We start from the raw sequence: 22309 nt of genomic DNA, 5'->3' as shown, positions 1-22309 counted from the left end.
CATCGTCACTTCTTCAATCGCACCCAAATCAAGGGGTTGGTGCCGATGGTGTTAGGCTCACGCACGCACTGCAGCACTTCCCCTTCGACTTTGAGCACCGCCCCTTCGGAATAATTCTGGTTCTGGTAGACGCAACAGCGGTTGCAGGGCTGCGCCGGCGGCGGGTTGACGCCGTTTTTGGCCGTGCCCCAAATCTCCGGCGAAACCGGCAACACCACGTCCACATCGCCGCGATTGGCGGCGGCCAGGCCGGAAAACGCCAAGACTGCGGCGACTAAAACCCCACTGAGTCCATGCTTCATTCACTCTTCTCCTGCGCCTTGCCGGCGCTTTTCCTGCGTTTTTTGCCCCCGCTGGAAGGCGGCGGCGGCAACCCACGAAACGCCATGCTCGCCCGGCTCTGCTTGGCCTGATAAATCAGCTCTTGCAGCGTGCCGACCAACGGCTGCATAAAGTCCTGATAGCGGCAGGATTTCTCGCTGATTTGCGTCAGCGTGGCTTCCCAGTTGGCCGTCATATCAGGACGCGCAGCAAGATCCGGCAGCGAGTGAATCAACGCGCGCCCGGTTTCGCTGGAGTGAATATAGCGCCCCTTCTTGTACAGAAACGCCCGTTTGAACAGCAATTCGATGATCCCCGCTCGCGTCGCTTCCGTACCTAAACCATCGGTCGCCCGCAGGATTTTCTTTAACGCTTTATCTTGTACGAACCGCGCGATGCCGGTCATGGCCGACAACAGGCTGGCGTCGGTAAACGGCCGCGGCGGCTGCGTCTGGCGCTCCACCACTTCACCGCGCTCGCACAGCAGCTCATCGTCCTTGGCCACCACCGGCAGCGGCGCGCCTTCGTTTTCCTCGTCGCGCTCCTTGCTGCCCAGCAGCGTACGCCAACCGGCCTCCGCCAGGAAACGCGCCTTGGCGATGAATTTGCCGCCGGCGATATCCAGCTCGATCACGCATTTGCGGAACACCGCATCCGGACAGAATTGCATCAAGTACTGGCGCGCCACCAGCCCATACACATTCCGTTCATCCTGCGTCAGATTCACCTTGCCGGCGCGGGCGGTGGGAATAATGGCGTGGTGCGCATCGACCTTTTTATCGTCCCAGCAGCGGTTGCGGCGATCGCTGTCGATCACCGGCTGCGGATACAACTCAGGCTGGTGCACGCTGATGGCGTTCAGCACCGCGTGGCGGCCGGCGAAATGTTCTTCCGGCAGATAGCGGCAGTCGGAACGCGGATAGGTGATCAATTTGTGGGTTTCGTACAGCCGCTGGCAAACGTCCAGCACCTGTTGCGCGCTGAGGTTATAGCGCCGGGCCGCCTCGATTTGCAGCGTAGAGAGCGAGAACGGCAGCGGCGCGGTATCTGATTCCCGTTTATCATTATAGGACGTGACCAGGGCAGGCTGCCCCTCGATGCGCTTGACCACGTGCTCCGCCAACGGCCGGTGCAGCAAACGCCCCTCTTCATCCTGATAAGGTTCACAGGAGTCGCTGGGTTGCCACAGCGCCACGAAGCGCTCTTCTTTCGGCGTGACGATGTGCGCCTTGACCTCAAAGAAGTCTTTTGGCACGAAGTTTTCGATCTCTTCATCGCGGCGCACCACCAATCCGAGCACCGGGGTCTGCACCCTGCCCACCGACAGCACGCCGTCGTAACCGGCGTTGCGGCCCAGCAGCGTATAGGCGCGGGTCATATTGATGCCGTACAGCCAGTCGGCGCGCGAACGCGCCAGCGCAGACACGCACAACGGAATGAAATCACGGTTGTCGCGCAGACGCTCGACAGCACGCTCCACCGCCTGCGGATTGAGATCGTTGATCAGACAGCGGCGCACGTTCTGGCGCTTCTCCGCCGTCAAATCCAGGTAGTCCAGCACCTCATCCACCAGCAGTTGCCCCTCGCGATCCGGGTCACCGGCGTGAACCACTTCATCGGCTTCGTGCAGCAGCTTTTTAATGGCGTTGAGCTGTTTGCTGACCGAAGGGCGTGGCTGCAAGCGCCATTTTTCGGGGATGATTGGCAGATCCGCCAACGACCAGCGCGCATAGCGGCTGTCATAGGCGTCAGGCTGGGCCTGCTCCAACAGATGGCCGACGCACCAGGTCACCACGTCGTTGTTGCCACAGGCGATATAGCCGTCGCCGCGGCGATGCGGCTTGGGCAAGACGTCGGCAATGGCGCGCGCCAAACTCGGTTTCTCGGCTATGAACAGTCGCATTAATCACCGTTTTTCTGGCTGAACGTCATCAAGAATTCTCTTACTTCTGCATAGTTCCCGCGGAAGACGATCCGCTGGGCTTTCTTTTCCAGCTGATAGCAATACATCGGATCGTAGTACTGCTGCAACAGAGGCGCCAACCACTCGCGGTGCGCGTCGCCCTCGCCGCTGAGGCGCTGCGCCCGCAGCGCCGCCTCCAGCCGCTGCGTCAACTGCTGGAAGCGCTCCAGGCCCAAACGGCGGCGAATGGCGAACAGGCCATGATGCAAATAGTCGTCGTACTGCCGCCAGCCCTCTTCCATGCCATAGGCCTGTTCGAACTGTTCGCGCATACCGTCGATATATTCGGCCTGCAGACGCGCCAGACGAATATCGAACGGATCGTCGATCACCGCCACCGGCGCCTGCTGCATGCCGTTGAACAACGGCAACGGCAGATTGTTGCTGCCGATGATCCGCCCTTCGTCTTCCAGCACCCAACGGCGGCTGCCACCATGCTGTTTTTTCAGCAATAACACAGCCAGACGATTCTCAAAATCTATCTGCGAGCTCTGCCCCGCCAGCGTTCGGCCAAAAGATGAACCGCGATGGCGCGCCGCGCCTTCCAGATCGACGCCGTCGGCCAGTTCGTTGACCAGCAGCGTCTTGCCGCTGCCGGTATTGCCGCCCACCAGGGCCATCGGCAATTGCGCGCTTTGCGTCAGTACACCGAGCAGATAATTGCGCAGCGCCTTATAACCGCCAGTGATACGCGGATAATCCACGCCGGCCTCGTGCAGCCATTGCTGCACCAGCTGCGAGCGCAGCCCGCCGCGGAAGCAGTAAATATAGCCTGCGGGCCGCGCTGCGCAGGCCGCCAGCAAGGCGGCGGTGCGCTGTTCGCGCAGTTTGCCGTTCACCAGGCTGTGGCCGAGCGCGATCGCCGCCTGCTGCCCATGCTGCTTATAGCAGGTGCCGACCGCCTGGCGTTCGCTGTCGATCATCAGCGGTAAATTCACCGCCTGTGCGAAGGCGCCCTGCTGAAATTCGATCGGTGCGCGCACGTCAATCAGCGGCACGTCCTGCAGGAAAATGCGTGGGTAATCGTCGCTGTCCGGCCTTCCTTGCATGTGGGACACTACACGACCTCGATCAGTGGCTGCCCGGTCTGTGCGGCATGCAATTCACCGATAGCGTTGAGGGTGATACCGTGCTGCCCGGCAATCGCCAGCACCTGCGCTTCCGCCTCTGGCAATACCGCCAACAGCAAGCCGCCGGAGGTTTGTGGATCGCACAGCAGCTGGCGCTGCAAATCGCTCATCTCGCCCACCAGATGGCCATAGCTGTCGAAGTTGCGCCCGGTGCCGCCCGGCACGCACCCTTCGGCGATATACGCCTCGACGTCCGGCAGCTTCGGCACCCGATCGAACCAGACCGTCGCCTGCAGACCGGAGCCCTGGCACACCTCGCTCAGGTGGCCCAGCAGGCCAAAACCGGTGATATCGGTCATCGCCGTGACGCCCGCCACCTCGGCAAAATCGGCGCCCGGCTTGTTCAGGCGGCACATCACTTCGGTCGCCAGGCCCTGATGCTCAGTGCGCAGTTTGCTTTGTTTCTCGGCGGTCGTGAGCACGCCGATGCCCAGCGGCTTGGTCAGATAGAGTTTCGCCCCGGCCTGTGCCGCGCTGTTTTTCTTCACCCGCTCGATATTGACCACGCCGGTGACCGCCAGGCCGAAAATAGGTTCCGGCGCATCGATGGAATGGCCGCCGGCCAGCGCGATCCCCGCCTGCTGGCAGGCGAAACGGCCGCCGTCGATCACCTGCTGCGCCACCTCCGGCGGCAGCTTGGCGATCGGCCAGCCGAGAATGGCGATCGCCATGATCGGTTTGCCGCCCATCGCATACACGTCGCTGATGGCGTTGGCTGCCGCAATGCGGCCGAAATCGAACGGATCGTCGACGATCGGCATGAAAAAGTCAGTGGTGCTGATGATGCCGACGCCGTTGCCGATGTCGTACACCGCCGCGTCGTCGCGGGTTTCATTGCCGACCAACAGGCGCGGATCGACAAACTTTTCTCGCTCGCTGTGCAAGATGGTTTCGAGAACTTTCGGTGAGATTTTGCAGCCGCAGCCAGCGCCATGGCTGTACTGGGTTAAACGGATCGCTGGCGATGTCATAGTCCACTCCCTTCGGTAACGGCACTCAAGATAACATAGGGTAGCGCTTGCCGAAGGGATTGATAAGAGCAGGTCGCCTATAAGCGAACGGCCTGCTCAGAAACCATGCGATTTTGCGGGGTTTGGCGCATTTTCGCCGCGCCCCGCGGGAGAAAACTCAGAAATAGCTGACGAAAGGCGTGCTGTCCGGCGGCGTCACCTTGGTGGCGGCCTTCAGCTGCGGCGTGCCCAGATAGAGGAAACCGACGATCTCGTCCTGCTCGCGGCAGCCGAAGGCTTCGCGCACCAGCGCATGCTCGGTCCAGGCGCCGGTGCGCCAGATGCCGTTAAAGCCCTGCGCCAGCGCCGCCATCTGCATCGCCTGCACCGCGCAACCGGCGGAAACCACCTGTTCCCAGCGCGGCACCTTGGTCTCTTCAGTGCAGTGCGCAATGACGGTGATGATCAGCGGCGCGCGGAACGGCGCCTTGGTGGCCTTTTCGATCGCCGCTTCGTCCAGCTGATCCTGTTTCGCCGCCGCCTGCAGCAGCTGGCTGAAGCGCTCCAGACCCTGATTTTCGATCATCACGAAACGCCACGGCTGCAGCGCGCCGTGATCGGGCGCACGCAGGCCCGCGTTGATGATATTTTGGCGCACTTCCCCCGCCGGCGCCGGTTCCGCCAGGCGCGAAGCCGAGCGGCGATTCAATAAAAGATCCAGAGCATCCATCGTAAACTCCTGATAACAATTTTCATTCCGGCCACGTTAACATAGCTAAACGACGAGTTACAGCCTCGGCGATAGCGTCTGTGTGCCACGATTTAAAGCTGACATTTCCCCGGCCGCTCATTAGGATAGCGGAACATTCTCGACTCTTGTTGGAGAGCACATGCGCACATTGTGGCAAATTATTGCCGGCATTTTCCGGTGGACATGGCGTCTGCTGAATTTTATCAGGGAACTGATCCTTAACCTGTTCCTGGTCTTGCTGATCCTGGTTGGGGTTGGCATCTATCTGTCCTTCCAAAGTTCCTCCACCACGACGGCCCCGGCGCGCGGCGCGCTGCTGGTCGATTTAAGCGGCGTGGTGGTCGATCAGCCCTCGGTAAACAACCGGGTGCGGCAATGGGGCCGCGAGCTGTTGGGCGCCTCCAGCAGCCGTCTGCAGGAAAACTCGCTGTTCGACGTGGTCGATAGCATCCGCAAGGCCAAAGACGATAAAAACATTACCGGCATGGTGTTGCAGCTGAATGACTTCGTCGGCGCCGATCAGCCGTCGCTGCGCTATATCGGCAAGGCGCTGCGCGAGTTCCGCGACAGCGGCAAACCGATCTTCGCCATCGGCGACAGCTACAACCAGACGCAATACTTCCTGGCCAGCTACGCCAACAAGGTCTATCTGTCGCCGCAGGGCGCGGTCGATCTGCACGGTTTCGCCACCAACAACCTGTATTACAAGTCGTTGCTGGACATGCTCAAGGTCACCACCAATATCTTCCGCGTCGGCACCTATAAATCGGCGGTCGAACCACTGATCCGCGACGATATGTCTCCGGCGGCGCGCGAAGCGGACAGCCGCTGGATTGGCGGCCTGTGGCAGAACTATCTGGAAACCGTCGCGGCCAACCGCCAGCTGACGCCACAGCAGCTGTTCCCGGGCGCCGCCGGCGTGCTGAGCGGCCTGCAGGCAGCCGGTGGCGACACCGCTCGCTATGCGCTGGACAATAAGCTGGTGGACGAGCTGGCCTCGCGCACCGCGATCGAAAATCAGCTGGTCAAGACCTTCGGCTGGGATAAACAGGCGAACGATTTCAACGCCATCAGCATCTACGACTATCAGCCGAAGCCGGACGCCAATCAGGGCGGCAAGATCGCCGTGGTCTTCGCCAATGGCGCCATCATGGACGGCCCGCAGACGCCGGGTAACGTCGGGGGTGATACCACCGCCGCCGAACTGCGTCAAGCCCGTCTGGATCCGGCCATCAAGGCCGTGGTGTTCCGCGTCAACAGCCCGGGCGGCAGCGTCAGCGCATCCGAAGTGATCCGTTCCGAACTGGCCGCCGTGCGCGCCGCCGGCAAACCGGTGGTGGTTTCGATGGGCGGCATGGCCGCGTCGGGCGGCTACTGGGTTTCGACGCCGGCCGACTACATCATCGCCAGCCCGAGCACCCTGACCGGTTCCATCGGCATTTTCGGCATCATCAACACCTACGAGAAAACCCTGGATACGCTGGGCGTGCACACCGATGGCGTGGCGACCTCGCCGCTGGCCGACATTGCGGTCACCAAGGCGCTGCCGCAGGAGTTCTCGCAGATGATGCAGCTGAACATCGAAAACGGGTATAAGAACTTCCTCGATTTGGTCGCCAAATCGCGCAAGATGACCCCGCAGCAGGTTGACCAAATCGCCCAGGGCCACGTCTGGCTCGGCAGCGACGCCAAGGCCAACGGCCTGGTCGATCAATTGGGCGATTTCGACGACGCGGTGAAAAAAGCCGCCGAGTTGGCGAAGCTGCAGCAGTGGCAGCTCAACTGGTTCGTCGATACCCCAAGCCTGAGCGATATGGTGCTCAGCCAGTTCGGCGTTTCCGTTCACGCCATGCTGCCGGCGGCGATTCAGGCCATGCTGCCCGCTCCGCTGGCCTCGGTCGCCAACGCGGTGAAAGAACAGCCGGGTTTGTTCAATAACCTGAACGATCCGCAAAACCGTTATGCGATCTGTCTCACCTGCGGAGAAGTCCGCTAACAAATAATTCTGCAGCCCGGCCATCGCCGGGCTTTTTTTCTGCCGCCATGCCCCTATAATTCAGCCCATCTTATCTTTGTTAAAATCATGACCATGCAAAAGAAATCCATTTACGTCGCCTACACCGGCGGCACCATCGGCATGCAGCGTTCCGATCACGGCTATATCCCGGTTTCCGGCCACCTGCAGCGCCAGCTGGCGCTGATGCCCGAATTCCATCGCCCGGAAATGCCGGATTTCACCATTCATGAATATGCGCCATTGATTGACTCTTCGGATATGACACCGGAAGACTGGCAGCACATCGCCGACGACATCAAGCAGAACTACGATCGCTACGACGGCTTCGTGATCCTGCACGGCACCGACACCATGGCGTTCACCGCGTCGGCACTCTCCTTCATGCTGGAAAACCTGGCTAAACCGGTGATCGTCACCGGCTCGCAGATTCCGCTGGCGGAGCTGCGCTCCGATGGCCAGACCAACCTGCTCAACGCGCTGTATCTGGCGGCCAACCATCCGGTGAATGAAGTCAGCCTGTTCTTCAACAACAAGCTGTTCCGCGGCAACCGCACCACCAAAGCGCACGCCGACGGCTTCGACGCCTTCGCCTCCCCGAATCTGCCGCCGCTGCTGGAAGCCGGTATTCACATTCGCCGCCAGCAAGGCATCGACAGCCCGCCATGCAACGGCGCGCTGCGGGTGCACGACATTACGCCGCAGCCGATCGGCGTGGTCACTATCTATCCGGGCATTTCCGGCGCGGTGGTGCGCAACTTCCTGCTGCAGCCGGTCAAAGCGCTGATCCTGCGTTCCTACGGCGTCGGCAACGCGCCGCAGAAGGCCGAGCTGATCGACGAGTTGCGCGCGGCCTCAGAACGCGGCATCGTGGTGGTGAACCTGACGCAGTGCATCTCCGGGCGCGTCAATATGGAAGGCTACGCCACCGGCAACGCGCTGGCGCACGCCGGGGTGATCAGCGGTTTCGACATGACGGTGGAAGCCGCCCTGACCAAGCTGCACTACCTGCTGAGCCAGCCGCTGACGCCGGAACAAATCCGCGCCCTGATGCAGCAAGACCTGCGCGGCGAGCTGAGCATCAACGGTTAACCTACTGAACTCTGGAGCGGAGATGAAAACGGCCCTGTTGTTGATCGATCTGCAAAACGATTTCTGCCCCGGCGGCGCGCTGGCGGTCACGGCGGGCGACGCCGTCATCCCGGTGGCCAATCAGGCGATCGCCGCCTGTCTGGCGCGTGGCGAACCGGTGGTAGCCAGCCAGGACTGGCATCCCGCCAATCACCGCAGTTTTGCGGTGAACTCCCATGCGCAGGTCGGCACCCTCGGCGAGCTGGAAGGCCTGCCGCAGGTGTGGTGGCCGGTGCACTGCGTGCAAGGGAGCCACGGCGCCGATTTTCACCCCCAGTTACAGCGGCAACATATCAATGCCGTTTTTCGCAAAGGGCAGGATACGGATATCGACAGCTACAGCGCATTCTTCGATAACGGCCACCGAGCGCAGACCGAACTGCACGGCTGGCTGCAATCGCAGGGCGTCCAGCGGCTGGCAATCATGGGCCTGGCGACCGACTACTGCGTCAAGTTCAGCGTGCTGGATGCGCTGGCCGCCGGCTATCCAACGCAGGTGATCGTCGACGGCTGCCGCGGCGTGAATCTGCAGCCGGACGACAGCGAGCGGGCGCTGCAGGACATGGCGTGCGCCGGTGCGCAACTGGTTACCCTGTCACAATTCCTCGCCAACTAAATCCTCCAGGGCGCCATCAGCGCCCTCTCTGCGCGGTGGCGAAAATTTCGACGCCGCTCACAATATCGCCCTTCTTCTTCCCCAACGGCTTGTGAGCAGCAGGCGCTTTTGCTGTTATGGCTGCGACGCTTTTGGCGTCAATCGGTTATACGCATCCGAGGCCCATTGAGCCCGGCTTTATTGTGACCGCCTCTGGCGGTACGGTCGGCCTTGCCGACCCAAGGAGAAAGACATGAAAATAACCCGAAAACTGCTGCCTTTGCTGGCGGCGGTGCAGTTGGCTATGGCCGGCGCAGGCACGGCCCAGGCGGCTTATCTCTCCGTCGGCTACTTCAACGGCGGCGGCGACGTCACCGCCGGCCCCGGTGGCGACATCGACAAGCTGGACGTCACGCAAATCACCCACCTCAACTATTCGTTCGGACTGATCTACAACGGCGAGAAAGACGAAACCAATGCGGTGTTGAAAGACCCCGCTCGCCGCCACCAGATCTACCTGTCGCCGAAGGTGATGGCCGATCTGCAACGGCTACCGACGCTGCGCAAGCAGAACCCCGAGCTGAAAGTGCTGCTGTCGGTCGGCGGCTGGGGCGCACGGGGTTTCTCCGCCGCCGCGGCAACTGCGGAAAACCGGGCGATATTCATCCGTTCCGCGCTGCAGGTGATCGCCCAGTATCAGCTGGATGGTATCGATCTGGACTGGGAATATCCGGTGAACGGCGCCTGGGGGCTGGTGGAAAGCCAACCGGCGGATCGCGACAACTTCACCCTGCTGCTGAAAGAGCTTCATCAGGCGCTGGGTAAAGGCAAGCTGTTAACCATCGCCGTCGGGGCCAACGTCAAAAGCCCGCAGGAATGGGTTGATGTGAAAAGCATTTCCCCTTACCTCGACTACATCAATCTGATGACCTACGACATGGCTTACGGCACGCAGTACTTCAATGCCAACCTGTACGATTCAAAGCGTTGGCCAACCGTGGCGGCCGCCGATCGCTACAGCGCCGATTTCGTGGTCAAGAATTATCTGGCTGCCGGCCTGAAACCGGCGCAGATGAACCTGGGCATCGGTTTCTACGGCCGGGTTCCGAAACGGGCGACCGAGGCGGGTATCGACTGGGACAAGCCGGACGCCGCCAAACATCCGGTGACGCAACCTTACTTCAGCGCGCGAGAAACCGCCCTGTTCAACGCGCTGGGGCTGGATCTCAGCAAAGACACTTACTTTAAATACCACGATATCGTCAGCAAATTGCTCAACGATCCGCAGCATCGTTTTCGCGAGCACTGGGATGACGACGCCAAAGTGCCTTACCTGACGCTGCAATCCGCCGAAGGCAAGCCGCTGTTCGCAATCTCCTACGAGAATCCGCGTTCGGTGGCCATCAAGGCCGAATACATCAAAAGTCAGGGATTGGGCGGTGCGATGTTCTGGGAATACGGCGCGGATGACAACAATCGGCTGGCGCAGCAGCTGGCGGAATCGCTGGGAATTAAGGGCGAAAAACGGTGAATCGACGGGGCGATGGCGACATCGCCCCGCTTTCATTAGGGAAGCCTTACTGCGGTTTGAGTTTGGCCAACGGCTCGGCAACGAACTGCTGTTTCAGCTCTTGCTTGCTCTTCATCACGATCTGCCCGTCGGTGCCGATGCTCATGTGCTGCGGATCGACGTTGTTCATCGACTGCCACAGCATCACCGCCTGCAGGCTGTTTTCTTTTTGCTCCGGCGTCAGCGCCACGCCGTCCGGCCATTTGCCCAGCTCAACCGCCTGTACCAGGCGCTGGTATATCTCGGGCGTCATCGCCGCAATCAGATCTTTCACGTCCATCAGAGCCCTTCTCGCTTACGGATGAATAATTAGCTGAATCGATTTTGTTGGTTAAATTACCACTTAACCAGCCGTTTGGTCGCCATTTTCGCCATCGGTAAAGCTCAGTGAAGCGGAATTGACGCAGTAGCGATCGCCGGTCGGCTGCGGGCCATCGGGGAAAACGTGCCCCAGGTGCGCGTCGCAATGGCCGCAGCGGATTTCAACACGATGCATATTATGTGAATTATCATCAAGATAACGGATAGCATCGGCGGAAACCGGCTCATAAAAGCTCGGCCAGCCGCAGCCGGAATCGTATTTGGTTTCGGAATAGAACAGCGGCTGGTTACAACACAGGCAATGGTACACGCCCTCGCGCTTGTTGTGCAGCAATTTGCCGCTGAACGGCGCTTCGGTGCCGCGCTGTTGCGTCACATAACGTTGGATTTCATTCAGTTCCGTGACCGGATGACCGGGGGTTGTCTCTTTAGCCATTTGTGCTTATCTCTGAATGTGGATAATGTCAACGAAAACAATGATTAATAATAACAAAAAATTAACACCGCTGCAGGGGTTTTTGGCCTAAACTGTAGCCCATAAAGGCCACGTCACGATGATATGTGATAGCGATCACACATCTTGCGTATGCTGACTTTATACTTGGCGGCTTGTCCCCATATAACGGATGAGGCCGAGCGCAAATGGACTGTGCAATAAGCGTGCAAAACCACCCTTCCGGTTTGACTTGCCGCAAGAATTGACACGATTCCGCTTGACGCTGGGTAAGGTTTTTGTAATTTTACAACCAACCTTTTATTCACTAACAAATAGCTGGTGGAATATATGACTATCAAAGTAGGTATCAACGGTTTTGGCCGTATCGGTCGCATTGTTTTCCGTGCTGCTCAAGAGCGTTCTGACATCGAGATCGTTGCAATCAACGACCTGTTGGACGCAGAGTACATGGCTTACATGCTGAAGTATGACTCTACTCACGGCCGTTTCAACGGTACGGTAGAAGTTAAAGACGGCCACCTGGTTGTTAACGGCAAAACCATCCGTGTTACCGCAGAGAAAGACCCGGCTAACCTGAAGTGGAACGAAGTGGGTGTTGACGTGGTTGCTGAAGCGACCGGTATCTTCCTGACCGACGAAACCGCACGTAAGCACATCACCGCCGGCGCCAAAAAAGTGGTTCTGACTGGCCCATCCAAAGATGCGACCCCAATGTTCGTGCGCGGCGCCAACTTTGATAAATATGCCGGCCAGGACATCGTGTCCAACGCCTCTTGCACCACCAACTGCCTGGCGCCACTGGCTAAAGTCATCAACGACAACTTCGGTATCGTTGAAGGCCTGATGACCACCGTTCACGCGACCACCGCCACTCAGAAAACCGTTGATGGCCCGTCCCACAAAGACTGGCGCGGCGGCCGCGGCGCATCCCAGAACATCATCCCTTCTTCTACCGGCGCAGCGAAAGCGGTTGGCGTTGTTCTGCCAGAGCTGAAAGGCAAACTGACCGGTATGGCGTTCCGCGTACCGACGCCAAACGTATCCGTTGTTGACCTGACCGTGCGTCTGGAAAAAGCGGCTACCTACGAAGAAATCAAGAAAGCCATCAAAGACGCCGCTGAAGGTTCTATGAAAGGCGTTCTGGGCTACGTTGAAGACGACGTGGTTTCCACCGATTTCAACGGCGAAGTGCTGACTTCCGTGTTCGATGCCAAAGCCGGTATCGCACTGAACGACAACTTCGTGAAACTGGTTTCCTGGTACGACAACGAAACCGGTTATTCCAACAAGGTTCTGGATCTGATCGCTCACATCTCCAAGTAATGGCATGATGTTAAGCTGATAATGAGGGCGACATTTTTGTCGCCCTTTTTTTACCCGTCATCTTTCGAGTCACCGCGTTGTTGGCTGCACACACTCATCCCAGTCACTTACTTAAGTAAGCTTCTGGGAGTTCCTGCGCTTGCCGCCTAGCTGTGACCCGAAAGCTATAGGGTTCATGTGTATCTCCGGCAAACAATAGGTCATGAAATGAACGAGAAAATTTTCACCCTGCCCGTTTCCGAACAGATTTCGCCATACATCAGCCAGCGGCAACTCGATGAGCTGGGCGTGGTTGTGGTGTCGCATCCGAAAGTGCGCGCGGCCGTCGCGCTGCAAGGCGCCCATTTGCTGGCCTGGCAGCCCAGCGGTGAGCAGCCGGTGATTTGGCTCAGCAACAATACCCCCTTCGCCAAAGGCAAGGCCATCCGCGGCGGCGTGCCGATCTGCTGGCCGTGGTTCGGCCCGGTGGCGCAACCCTCCCACGGTTTTGCCCGCAACCAGCCCTGGAGCCTGACGGCGCACGATGAAGATGACAACGGCGTCATCCTGACCTTTACGCTGAAGGACAATGAGCAGACCCGCAAACTGTGGCCGCACGCCTTCACGCTGATTGCCCGCTTCAAGCTGGGTGCGGAGTGCGAAATCGAACTGGAATCGCACGGCGATTATCAGGCCACGGCGGCGCTGCACAGTTACTTCCAGGTCGGCGACATCGATCGGGTCAGCGTGGCGGGTCTGGGCGAGCCTTATATCGACAAGGTGGCGGGCGGCGCAGAGGCGCTTCAGGAAGGCGAAGTGACCTTCGTCGGCCAAACCGACCGCGTCTATACCCGCCCGGAGGCCTTCAGCCAGATCCGCGATCCGGCGCTCGCGCGCACCATAGAGGTTCACCACCATCATATGAGCGACGTCATCGCCTGGAACCCCGGCGTGGAGCTCTCCTGCAGCATGGGGGATATGCCGAACGACGGTTACAAGACCATGGTCTGCATCGAGACCGGGCGCGTCAGCAAACCGCTGGTCGCCGCCGGCGAGCAGCCCGCCCGTTTGGGCGTGACCTTCCGCAGCCGTAAGAAGGCTTGAGGCGCCGCGCGCGACAGCGCACTGCAGATGTGCAAAAGGGGCGCCTGCGCCCCTTTTTGATGCACGCCACGCACGATAATCGTGCAATGCGTGATTAGAAGGTGTAGCTCACACCCGTCATCAACAAACCGGTGTAGGATTTATCCACCATCGGGCTGTCTTTCACTTCATCCGACAACTTCACATAGCGGCCGAGGAAGAAGGCGTTCCAGCTTTTATTGATCTGGTAATTGGCGCTCAGCTCAAGGTACGGCGCCCAGCTATCGCCTGGGGTATAGCTGTCCAGGCCGCTGCGGCGCGATTCATTGGCGCTGACGCCGTAGTAATATTTGTTCTGGTTTTTGCTGTTCCACATCACGCCTACGCCCGGGACCAGCGTCAGCGCGTCCAGATCAAACTTGTACAGATAAGCCACATCGCCCACCAGCCCGTTGCTGTAGTTCAACGTGTCGCCGGTGAAGGTGGTGCGGAGGGTGCCCCACTCCGCGTGGTGCGAATAAGCCAGGCCGGCCATCAGCGTGCCGCGGCGTTTGTCGAGACGCTTCATGCGATCGTCATCGCTGTCGCCAGGGCGGTAGCCCCATGGCGTGTAGTAACCCATGATGCTCAGCTGGTTTTCTTGATCTTTCCACAGGTAGTAACCGGCGGTCAGAGTACGGAAGTAGAAGTCGTCACCTTCATAGTCGATGACGGGCACCGGATATACGCGATCCTGATAACCGCGATACGCGTCCGGGCTAACCAGCGCGCCGGCGCCGAGTGACCAGGTTCCCGCCTGAGCACTTTGCGCACAAACCATTGCGGAAGCGATAATTGCTAGCGTTTTGAGTTTTGAAATCTTCACTGGTTCTTTTTCCATAAATTACAGGGTTAATAGCCGCAATAGTTTATGTGAAAATTTAGTTGCGCGCCTAATCTTTACAATAGAAAACGACCAAGATCGAATAACTTATAGCGGAATTATGAATTAATCATGGCGGAACGATGACGTTTCATCCTGCAGGCCGCGCCAGACAAGGCATTTGGCTTCCACTGTAATAACTGAGTCATTGATATGACTTAAAAAAAGCTTTTTCTGCGGCAGGAAATTTTCCGGCAAGCAAACTAAGCTTAAATCAGAAGGTGAATTTATCCTGAGCCCAGTGGCAAACAGCGCAACTCGCGATAATAAGCGCACCAAGTTGGCATACGGGTTGCTGTACTCAGGCGTATTCTCATCTTCCGGGGGCCAGAACACTATCACACGCTCTCTTTAACCTGTGCTAATAACGAAAGGACGGGCATCATGAACATATTTGACCACTATCGCCAGCGCTACGAAGCTGCCAAGGACGAAGAGTTCACACTGCAGGAATTTCTTACCATTTGCCGGCAAGATCGCAGTGCCTATGCCAACGCGGCCGAACGTCTGCTGATGGCTATCGGTGAACCTGTGATGGTCGACACTGCGCTAGAATCACGCCTGTCGCGCCTGTTCTCCAACCGCGTGATCGCACGCTATCCGGCCTTTGAAGAATTCTACGGCATGGAAGAGGCCATCGAACAGATCGTCTCTTACCTGAAACACGCCGCGCAGGGCCTGGAAGAGAAGAAACAGATCCTTTACCTGCTGGGCCCGGTGGGCGGCGGTAAATCCTCGCTGGCGGAGCGTCTTAAGGCGTTGATGCAGCGCGTGCCCATCTACACCCTCAGCGCCAACGGCGAACGCAGCCCGGTCAACGATCATCCGCTGTGCCTGTTCAACCCGCAGGAAGATGCCTCGATCCTGGAAAAAGAGTTCAACATCCCGAGTCGCTATCTCGGCACCATCATGTCGCCGTGGGCGGCGAAGCGCCTGCATGAGTTCGGCGGCGACATCACCAAGTTTAAAGTCGTGAAAGTGCGCCCTTCCATCCTGGAGCAGATCGCCATCGCCAAAACCGAACCGGGCGATGAGAACAACCAGGACATCTCGGCGCTGGTCGGTAAAGTGGACATCCGTAAGCTGGAGAACCATGCGCAGAACGATCCGGACGCCTACGGCTACTCCGGCGCCCTGTGCCGCGCCAACCAGGGGATTATGGAGTTCGTCGAGATGTTCAAAGCGCCGATCAAGGTGCTGCACCCGCTGCTGACGGCGACCCAGGAAGGCAACTACAACGGCACCGAGGGCATCTCCGCCCTGCCGTTCAACGGCATCATTCTGGCGCACTCCAACGAATCCGAGTGGGTGACCTTCCGTAACAACAAGAACAACGAAGCGTTCCTCGACCGCGTGTACATCGTCAAGGTGCCTTACTGCCTGCGCGTGTCGGAAGAGATCAAAATTTACGACAAGCTGCTGGATCACAGCGAGCTGACCCACGCGCCCTGCGCGCCGGGCACCCTGGAGACGCTGGCGCGCTTTAGCGTGCTGTCGCGGTTGAAAGAGCCGGAAAACTCGAGCATTTACTCGAAAATGCGCGTGTATGACGGCGAAAGCCTCAAGGATACCGATCCGAAAGCCAAGTCCTATCAGGAGTACCGCGACTACGCTGGGGTTGACGAAGGCATGAACGGCCTCTCCACCCGTTTCGCCTTTAAAATCCTCTCGCGGGTATTCAACTTCGATCACGCCGAGGTGGCGGCCAACCCGGTACACCTGTTCTATGTGCTGGAGCAGCAGATCGAACGCGAACAGTTCCCGCAGGATTTGGCCGAGAAATACCTGGAGCACCTGAAAGGCTATCTGATCCCGAAATACGCCGAGTTTATCGGCAAAGAGATCCAGACCGCCTATCTGGAATCCTACTCGGAATACGGGCAGAACATTTTTGACCGTTACGTGACCTACGCGGACTTCTGGATCCAGGATCAGGAGTATCGCGATCCCGACACCGGTCAGCTGTTCGACCGCGAGTCGTTGAACGCCGAACTGGAGAAAATCGAGAAGCCGGCCGGCATCAGCAACCCGAAAGATTTCCGTAACGAAATCGTGAACTTCGTGCTGCGCGCCCGCGCCAACAACAACGGCCGTAATCCGAACTGGACCAGCTACGAGAAGCTGCGCACCGTGATCGAGAAGAAAATGTTCTCCAATACCGAAGAGCTGTTGCCGGTCATTTCGTTTAACGCCAAAACATCGACGGACGAGCAGAAGAAACACGACGACTTCGTCGACCGCATGATGGAGAAAGGCTATACCCGCAAGCAGGTGCGCCTGCTGTGTGAATGGTATCTGCGGGTCAGAAAATCCTCATAACGCCTCAGGTAAGCGGCATTATCAGGGCCATGTCCACAGTCATGGACGTTGCAGCGCAGCCCAGGGAGGGGCTGGCATATTGCGCTGTCGCGGCCGGGACATGAAGAGTTGGCAACGTCGTTTGGGGGAAGTATGGCCTATTTCATTGACCGGCGGCTGAACGGCAAAAACAAGAGCATGGTGAACCGCCAGCGCTTCTTGCGCCGTTACAAGTCGCAAATCAAACAGTCGATTGCCGAAGCCATCAACAAGCGTTCGGTCACCGACGTAGACAGCGGGGAGTCTGTCTCCATCCCCACTGACGATATCAACGAACCGATGTTTCATCAGGGGCGCGGCGGCACTCGCCATCGCGTTCACCCGGGCAATGACCACTTCGTGCAGAACGATCGCGTTGAGCGGCCTCAGGGTGGCGCAGGCGGTGGCGGCGGCCAGGGCAACGCCAGCCAGGACGGTGAAGGCCAGGATGAATTCGTCTTCCAGATCTCCAAAGACGAGTACCTCGATCTGCTGTTCGAGGATCTCGCCCTGCCCAACCTGAAAAAGAATCAGTACAAGCAACTGACCGAGTTCAAAACCCATCGCGCCGGCTATACCGCCAACGGCGTGCCGGCCAACATCAGCGTCGTGCGTTCGCTGCAGAACTCGTTGGCGCGACGTACCGCCATGACCGCCGGTAAAAGACGCGCGTTGCACGAGCTGGAAGACGCGCTGACCCAGCTGGAAAACACCGAACCGGTGCAATTGCTGGAAGAGGAGCGGCTGCGCAAGGAAATTGCCGAACTGCGCAAGAAAATCGAAAGCGTACCGTTTATCGATACCTTCGACCTGCGCTACAAAAACTATGAGCGCCGGCCGGAGCCTTCCAGCCAGGCGGTGATGTTCTGCCTGATGGACGTGTCCGGTTCGATGGATCAGGCGACCAAAGACATGGCCAAGCGCTTTTACATTCTGCTTTATCTGTTCCTGAGCCGAACCTACAAGAACGTCGAGGTGGTCTATATTCGCCATCACACCCAGGCGAAAGAGGTGGACGAACAGGAGTTCTTCTATTCGCAGGAAACCGGCGGCACCATCGTCTCCAGCGCGCTGAAGTTGATGAACGACGTGGTCGAAGAGCGTTATGACCCGGCGCAATGGAATATTTACGCCGCGCAAGCGTCGGACGGCGACAACTGGGCCGACGATTCACCGTTGTGCCATGAGCTGTTGGCGAAGAAGATCCTGCCGATGGTGCGTTATTACAGCTACATAGAAATCACTCGCCGCGCTCATCAAACGCTGTGGCGCGAATATGAGGATCTGCAGGCGAGATTCGATAACTTCGCCATGCAGCATATCCGCGAACCAGACGATATCTATCCGGTATTCCGCGAACTGTTTCGCAAACAGACCGTGTGAATAACGTCGCGTGAATGTCACCACAGCCGGAAAACGCCGTTTTCCGGCTGTTTCTTTTTCGCATTATATATTTACATCATCTATGTTTGATTTTTAGGCAATGGCAATATCAATAATAAGTCAGATTCCCCAGAACGGCCGTCTCTATTATTTGTTCTTCTGAGGTTATTCCTAAACATTCGCCTCTGTGCCCACACGGCTTGATAGGAATATTCCCATTCAGTTATCGTTACCCCGTCGCTTAAGTCTCTTCCTAAGCGAAATTTGCCTCATTTTATTTTTCTATGGCTTCTCAGCCCGCTGCGGCGGGCATTTACCTGTCAGCAGGTTAGACATCATGATCGATTACACCCTCTATGGCCTCAACAAGCACGATGTTGATGAATACCATAAGCAAATATGCTGCCTGCTTGGCAAAAACGTGCTGCTGGTGCTGACCGCCAACAAGCCGATAACCAAACAGAACCTGCTAGCCAGCCTTATCCAGGAGATAGAAAAACAGCCCGATGATTATTTTCAGCGGTTGCATCGTGCAGCCATAGAAATGATCGGCGTTAACGGACGCTAAGGCGATATACGTAAGGCAGGCATCTACGCCATTATTGCCGCCGCCGTCGTGTCGATGATGCTGTTGATTATTAATATCGATAGCGATATCAGCGAAGGGATAGCCTGCCGCAGAATGTCATCTTTTAGTCCGAAAACCCTTTCTGCCCTTGCTGTATTTCGCGCCGGCCGCCTCATCAATCAAACCCGCCACCTCATCGGCGTGGAAACCAGCGAGGTCAACGCATTTCCACCGAATGAATCGTCGAATATCCCCTGCGCGACGCCGTCCCAGAATCAGCGTACCAGCACGATAATGGGTTGCGTGCTCATTGCCGACTCCTTCATCTCATAGACTGCGCCGTAGACAGATGAATGGCTCCCCTTAAGGGAGGCGCGTGGCTGCCTTCGGCGCCACGCAGTCCCCATTTTCTATAGTCAGCCTCAGGCGTTCAGCAATGGCAACGACGAGTTAGCGTTCCCGGTTTTCCGGCGTCGCCACGGCCTTATCGAAACGGCTTACGCCGCAAGGGTGGAGAAAAAAACGATTAAAACTAGGATTTTTACCCATGTCGATCTAAAATTTCGCGCAAAAACAAAGAGAAGTAAATTTAGCCCAACGGGAAAAGGAATGAAGTTGTGAAGGAAATGATCTCCATTGTTTTTATGGCATGCCTGCTGGCGCTGCTGTTTTCGTGGCTGTTCGTCTACGGTCTTAACATTCATTAAACCCGCAACGTCCACAATCCCCCTCCCTGGCCGGCTGGCGGCGCATCGTGACAGATGCGCTAAAACCGGCGCCTGAAGGGTTCACGTACCGCCAAACCCACGCCAGCTCACCTTAGCCGTCCGTCCGCCAATACATCATTAATTTTTATGAGTCATAACCCCCATCGCGTTCCCCCCTTCACCGGCTCTTTTACTACTTAGGGGAGTCACCTCCAGAAAGAGGGTTTGCCTGACGCGAAATGTTACCGGTAACTATACTGTTGATTTCTTTTGGTAATAAACGTAAGACCGTTAATAACCCTACGTTCTTTATAGAAATAAATTATGCATTCTTATGGATAAAGGTTTGAATAAACGGCCTTTGGTCATTGATTATCACCCGCCAAGCTCCTAGAATTCGCGCGTAAAAATACAACTGGGATCGGGTTTCATGTCGTCGCTGTGGGTTGCAACGCAATACTGTTATTTTATCGGCCTGTTAGTTTCTATGATTTTCACCTACCTGGTTAGCCGGGACACCGTCAAAATTCGCTGTATCAGCGCACTGACCATCGGGTTAACCTGGCCGTTAAGCCTGCCGGTGGTGTTGCTGTTTTCGCTGTTCTGACGCCCCCAATACCTCGCGTGGGTTTTTAAACAGGCATGCTAATGAAAAGAGGCCGACCACCGGCGCAGTGGATTTTTGGCACGGGATAAAAAAACGCCAGCGCAAGGCTGGCATGAAAATTGGAAGCAATGTGAGCAATGTCGTGCCGGATCGGGGGGCACAGAAGGAGACAACCCTTTTCCCCTCACCGGCGATTCAAATGATAATACGTCTCATTATTGAATGTAAAGTCATTTCCCTGCGTAACTCTTCCCCCCTGGAAAAATATCAGCCGCGCGGCGCACGCCAGCGTTGATACAGCCGCCCTGCGCTCCACACCAGCAGCCAGAGAAAAATATTCAACCCCAACCATAACATCAGCAAGTAGAAGAACGTCTGATAACCGGGTATGCCCCGATCGGCTGAAAACGGGTTAAAGTGGAAAAATTTAACGATCGCAAACGGGTTAAGATTGAAACGGTCAAACACGGCCGCCGTCAACAACGGCGGCAACAACGTATAAAACGCCAGGCTGAACAGCAGCAGGATTTTTGTGCCCGAGGTGTTTTTATAATCTTTCATATCAATGTATTACGTCTTCCATTGTGGTGCGAACACCGCCAGGCGTTCACACGCCAATCGACCCCGCAAGCGCAAAAGAGTTCCAGGCAAACGCGGAAATAAAGCCGATCCGGCGTTTAATTGTCATTTAGCGCTCGGGTGATATATACCCTGTGGATTTTAAATTACGATGTCGCCGCGCCGCCTTCAACCGCAGCGTTCGCATGGCATCATCAGGAGGCATTAATGAAACCGGACGCACTCTCTCTGCCGCCGAACCCGAAAAAGCTCAAGGTCATCTACGGCTGGTATATTTACGTGATCTATAGCCTGCTGGTTTTCAACATTTACATGGCGGTCTACAACGTCTGCGTTCGGCATCCGATCGAGGCCCCGCTGCTGTCGCTGTTTCACAGCCTGTTCCTCGCGCTGATGCTGCAGCAGGTGCTCAAGAAGAACGTCGTTTTCGCCTGGGTCTTGCTCAGCTATTTTATTCTGATGCGCCTGTATTACGCCAATGTGCTGCATGTTGAGTTCACGCTGGTGAGCCGTGGCCTGGTGCTGCTGATTCTGACGCTGCTGCTTACCGGCGGCGTGGCCGTCGGGCAACTGGCCACGCCGCCGCAGCGGCATGACTGGCTGGCGCGGCTGGGCTGGCGGCAATGGGGAGCGCTCACGGCGCTGGCGGCCATCCTGACGCCGCTGATTACCACCGACTATCTGGGATAAACAGGGGGCTATTAGGGGATGTGCGGTTCGGAAATGTCTACGATACGGCAGATTTTAGTGTAGTTACCCGCCTTCTCACAGATCTTGTCCGTGACGAACATGCCAAGGTAGCCCAGCAGCAGCAAGTAGCCGACCATGCACAGAATAAAGATAAGCGTTCTCACCGATAGCGACCAACCTGACAAGAGTATCCCGAATATCATAACCTGAACGCGGCGCTTTAAAAGGATTTCATGCGTACACAGCCCTCATCGGCGCACGTTCTGTAGTAACATTAAGCCACCACGCAACCGCCGGATACGCCGATGCACCATCTGATGTTAGACATTGAAACCCTGGATATAAAACCCAGCGCCGTCATTCTGGTGGTGGCGGCGGTGTTTTTCGATCCCCGAACCGGGGAGCTGGGCGCCGAATTCGAAGCCGCCGTCAGCAGCCAGAAAGACCAGCCGGGCCGTACCATTAGCCTGGATACGGTCGCCTGGTGGGCGAAACAGTCCGATGAGGCCCGCAAACAGGCCTTCAGCGGCACCGAGAGCCTGAAACGCGTGCTGAGCAGCCTCAGCCGCTTTATCCATATGAACAGCACCGACACGGTGAAAGTCTGGGGCAACGGCAAAGAGTTCGACTGCGCGATCCTCGAACACGCCTTCCAGCAATTTGAAATGCCCTGCCCGTGGAAATTCTGGGATACCCAGGACGTGCGCACGGTGATCACGCTGGCGGAACTGCACGGCTTTAACCCGAAAAAAGCCCGCCCGTTCGAAGGTATGCCGCATCGCGCGCTGGATGATGCTCGCCACCAGGCCCGTTATGTGGCCGATACCGTCTCGGCGCTCTATTACCGCCAAGGGGCGCAGCGCTGACCCGCTTTGCCCCTTTTCATTTGCCGCCAGAGTCTCTACTCTAGCCCTCTTTGTCACTTGGA

At 57.5% G+C, this 22309-nt stretch carries 24 protein-coding genes; 13 read left to right on the top strand and 11 right to left on the bottom strand.

Going from position 1 to position 22309, the window contains the following annotated elements:
- Nucleotides 1-5 precede the first annotated feature (5 nt).
- From ACSBQQ_RS04660 to ACSBQQ_RS04640, 5 genes are all read right to left on the bottom strand, one after another.
- A complete protein-coding gene (locus ACSBQQ_RS04660) occupies nt 6-302 on the bottom strand; it encodes a YnjH family protein (protein WP_033647604.1) in 297 nt (98 codons plus the stop codon).
- Complete coding sequence (locus ACSBQQ_RS04655) at nt 299-2224, bottom strand: DNA topoisomerase III (protein ID WP_060427962.1); 1926 nt, start codon at nt 2222-2224, stop codon at nt 299-301. The genes ACSBQQ_RS04660 and ACSBQQ_RS04655 overlap by 4 nt, the downstream gene beginning before the upstream one ends.
- Nucleotides 2224-3333, bottom strand: a complete 1110-nt coding sequence (gene mnmH / locus ACSBQQ_RS04650; protein ID WP_060427960.1) for a tRNA 2-selenouridine(34) synthase MnmH — start codon at nt 3331-3333, stop codon at nt 2224-2226. Before mnmH ends, ACSBQQ_RS04655 begins: the two co-directional genes overlap by 1 nt.
- 8 nt (nt 3334-3341) lie before the next feature.
- Entirely contained in the window at nt 3342-4385 is a 1044-nt protein-coding gene (selD, locus tag ACSBQQ_RS04645) for a selenide, water dikinase SelD (RefSeq protein ID WP_033647609.1), read from the bottom strand.
- 157 nt (nt 4386-4542) lie between these two features.
- Nucleotides 4543-5094, bottom strand: a complete 552-nt coding sequence (locus ACSBQQ_RS04640) for an NAD(P)H nitroreductase (RefSeq protein WP_004932204.1) — start codon at nt 5092-5094, stop codon at nt 4543-4545.
- A gap of 160 nt (nt 5095-5254) precedes the next feature.
- Here ACSBQQ_RS04640 and sppA point away from each other — a divergent pair, with 160 nt between their 5' ends.
- The 4 genes from sppA to ACSBQQ_RS04620 all read left to right on the top strand — a co-directional run bounded on the left by sppA (nt 5255) and on the right by ACSBQQ_RS04620 (nt 10386).
- Nucleotides 5255-7111: a signal peptide peptidase SppA gene (sppA, locus tag ACSBQQ_RS04635; RefSeq protein ID WP_033634806.1), complete on the top strand. Its 1857-nt coding sequence runs from the start codon at nt 5255-5257 to the stop codon at nt 7109-7111.
- Nucleotides 7112-7204: 93 nt separating this feature from the next.
- Complete coding sequence (gene ansA / locus ACSBQQ_RS04630) at nt 7205-8221, top strand: asparaginase (protein WP_033638505.1); 1017 nt, start codon at nt 7205-7207, stop codon at nt 8219-8221.
- 22 nt (nt 8222-8243) lie between these two features.
- Complete coding sequence (pncA, locus tag ACSBQQ_RS04625; RefSeq protein WP_033647610.1) at nt 8244-8876, top strand: bifunctional nicotinamidase/pyrazinamidase; 633 nt, start codon at nt 8244-8246, stop codon at nt 8874-8876.
- Between the two features lie 232 nt (nt 8877-9108).
- Nucleotides 9109-10386: a glycoside hydrolase family 18 protein gene (locus ACSBQQ_RS04620; protein ID WP_033647611.1), complete on the top strand. Its 1278-nt coding sequence runs from the start codon at nt 9109-9111 to the stop codon at nt 10384-10386.
- A 46-nt stretch (nt 10387-10432) separates the two neighbouring features.
- On the opposite strand, the gene ACSBQQ_RS04615 is transcribed toward ACSBQQ_RS04620, so the two are convergent.
- Nucleotides 10433-10705: a YeaC family protein gene (locus ACSBQQ_RS04615; protein WP_033634809.1), complete on the bottom strand. Its 273-nt coding sequence runs from the start codon at nt 10703-10705 to the stop codon at nt 10433-10435.
- A 63-nt stretch (nt 10706-10768) separates the two neighbouring features.
- On the bottom strand, nt 10769-11182 hold the full coding sequence (gene msrB / locus ACSBQQ_RS04610) for a peptide-methionine (R)-S-oxide reductase MsrB (protein WP_004932219.1): 414 nt from the start codon (nt 11180-11182) through the stop codon (nt 10769-10771).
- Between the two features lie 348 nt (nt 11183-11530).
- On the opposite strand from msrB, the gene gapA reads away from it, so the two are divergent.
- Together gapA and ACSBQQ_RS04600 are read left to right on the top strand one after the other, a co-directional pair.
- The gene (gene gapA, locus ACSBQQ_RS04605) at nt 11531-12526 is read left to right on the top strand and encodes a glyceraldehyde-3-phosphate dehydrogenase (RefSeq protein WP_004932222.1); all 996 of its coding nucleotides are present in this window, start codon (nt 11531-11533) and stop codon (nt 12524-12526) included.
- Nucleotides 12527-12733: 207 nt separating this feature from the next.
- Nucleotides 12734-13609 carry a D-hexose-6-phosphate mutarotase gene (locus ACSBQQ_RS04600; RefSeq protein ID WP_033634810.1) on the top strand — a complete coding sequence of 292 codons (876 nt, stop codon included), beginning with the start codon at nt 12734-12736 and terminating at the stop codon, nt 13607-13609.
- Between the two features lie 94 nt (nt 13610-13703).
- On the opposite strand, the gene ACSBQQ_RS04595 is transcribed toward ACSBQQ_RS04600, so the two are convergent.
- A complete protein-coding gene (locus tag ACSBQQ_RS04595; RefSeq protein WP_033647613.1) occupies nt 13704-14468 on the bottom strand; it encodes a MipA/OmpV family protein in 765 nt (254 codons plus the stop codon).
- 108 nt (nt 14469-14576) lie between these two features.
- A complete protein-coding gene (locus ACSBQQ_RS04590; RefSeq protein WP_154067234.1) occupies nt 14577-14852 on the bottom strand; it encodes a hypothetical protein in 276 nt (91 codons plus the stop codon).
- 42 nt (nt 14853-14894) lie between these two features.
- On the opposite strand from ACSBQQ_RS04590, the gene yeaG reads away from it, so the two are divergent.
- The 5 genes from yeaG to ACSBQQ_RS04565 all read left to right on the top strand — a co-directional run bounded on the left by yeaG (nt 14895) and on the right by ACSBQQ_RS04565 (nt 20112).
- Nucleotides 14895-16829 (top strand): protein kinase YeaG, encoded by a 1935-nt coding sequence (gene yeaG, locus ACSBQQ_RS04585; protein ID WP_004932230.1) that lies wholly within the window; start codon nt 14895-14897, stop codon nt 16827-16829.
- A gap of 132 nt (nt 16830-16961) precedes the next feature.
- Nucleotides 16962-18230, top strand: a complete 1269-nt coding sequence (locus ACSBQQ_RS04580; RefSeq protein ID WP_033634813.1) for a YeaH/YhbH family protein — start codon at nt 16962-16964, stop codon at nt 18228-18230.
- 337 nt (nt 18231-18567) lie between these two features.
- Nucleotides 18568-18798, top strand: coding sequence for a hypothetical protein (locus tag ACSBQQ_RS04575; RefSeq protein WP_004932237.1), 231 nt, complete (start codon nt 18568-18570; stop codon nt 18796-18798).
- Between the two features lie 54 nt (nt 18799-18852).
- Nucleotides 18853-19131: a hypothetical protein gene (locus ACSBQQ_RS04570; protein WP_049196095.1), complete on the top strand. Its 279-nt coding sequence runs from the start codon at nt 18853-18855 to the stop codon at nt 19129-19131.
- A gap of 804 nt (nt 19132-19935) precedes the next feature.
- Complete coding sequence (locus tag ACSBQQ_RS04565; RefSeq protein ID WP_033634815.1) at nt 19936-20112, top strand: GhoT/OrtT family toxin; 177 nt, start codon at nt 19936-19938, stop codon at nt 20110-20112.
- Between the two features lie 267 nt (nt 20113-20379).
- Here ACSBQQ_RS04565 and ACSBQQ_RS04560 read toward each other — a convergent pair whose 3' ends face one another.
- Nucleotides 20380-20673 (bottom strand): hypothetical protein, encoded by a 294-nt coding sequence (locus tag ACSBQQ_RS04560; protein WP_060427957.1) that lies wholly within the window; start codon nt 20671-20673, stop codon nt 20380-20382.
- Between the two features lie 225 nt (nt 20674-20898).
- Between ACSBQQ_RS04560 and ACSBQQ_RS04555 the strand changes: the two genes are divergently transcribed.
- Nucleotides 20899-21381 (top strand): hypothetical protein, encoded by a 483-nt coding sequence (locus ACSBQQ_RS04555; RefSeq protein ID WP_033647616.1) that lies wholly within the window; start codon nt 20899-20901, stop codon nt 21379-21381.
- Between the two features lie 11 nt (nt 21382-21392).
- Here the strand turns inward: ACSBQQ_RS04555 and ACSBQQ_RS04550 are convergent, their stop codons facing one another.
- The gene (locus ACSBQQ_RS04550; RefSeq protein ID WP_223479875.1) at nt 21393-21545 is read right to left on the bottom strand and encodes a hypothetical protein; all 153 of its coding nucleotides are present in this window, start codon (nt 21543-21545) and stop codon (nt 21393-21395) included.
- A 141-nt stretch (nt 21546-21686) separates the two neighbouring features.
- On the opposite strand from ACSBQQ_RS04550, the gene ACSBQQ_RS04545 reads away from it, so the two are divergent.
- Nucleotides 21687-22247, top strand: coding sequence for a 3'-5' exonuclease (locus tag ACSBQQ_RS04545; protein WP_060421360.1), 561 nt, complete (start codon nt 21687-21689; stop codon nt 22245-22247).
- Nucleotides 22248-22309: the final 62 nt, after the last annotated feature.

Origin of the sequence: Serratia sp. G204Y (assembly GCF_051172435.1) — a bacterium.
GTDB lineage: Bacteria > Pseudomonadota > Gammaproteobacteria > Enterobacterales > Enterobacteriaceae > Serratia > Serratia sarumanii.
The sequence above is the reverse complement of the archived record's forward strand: the minus strand, read 5'-3'. Positions and strand labels throughout refer to the sequence as shown.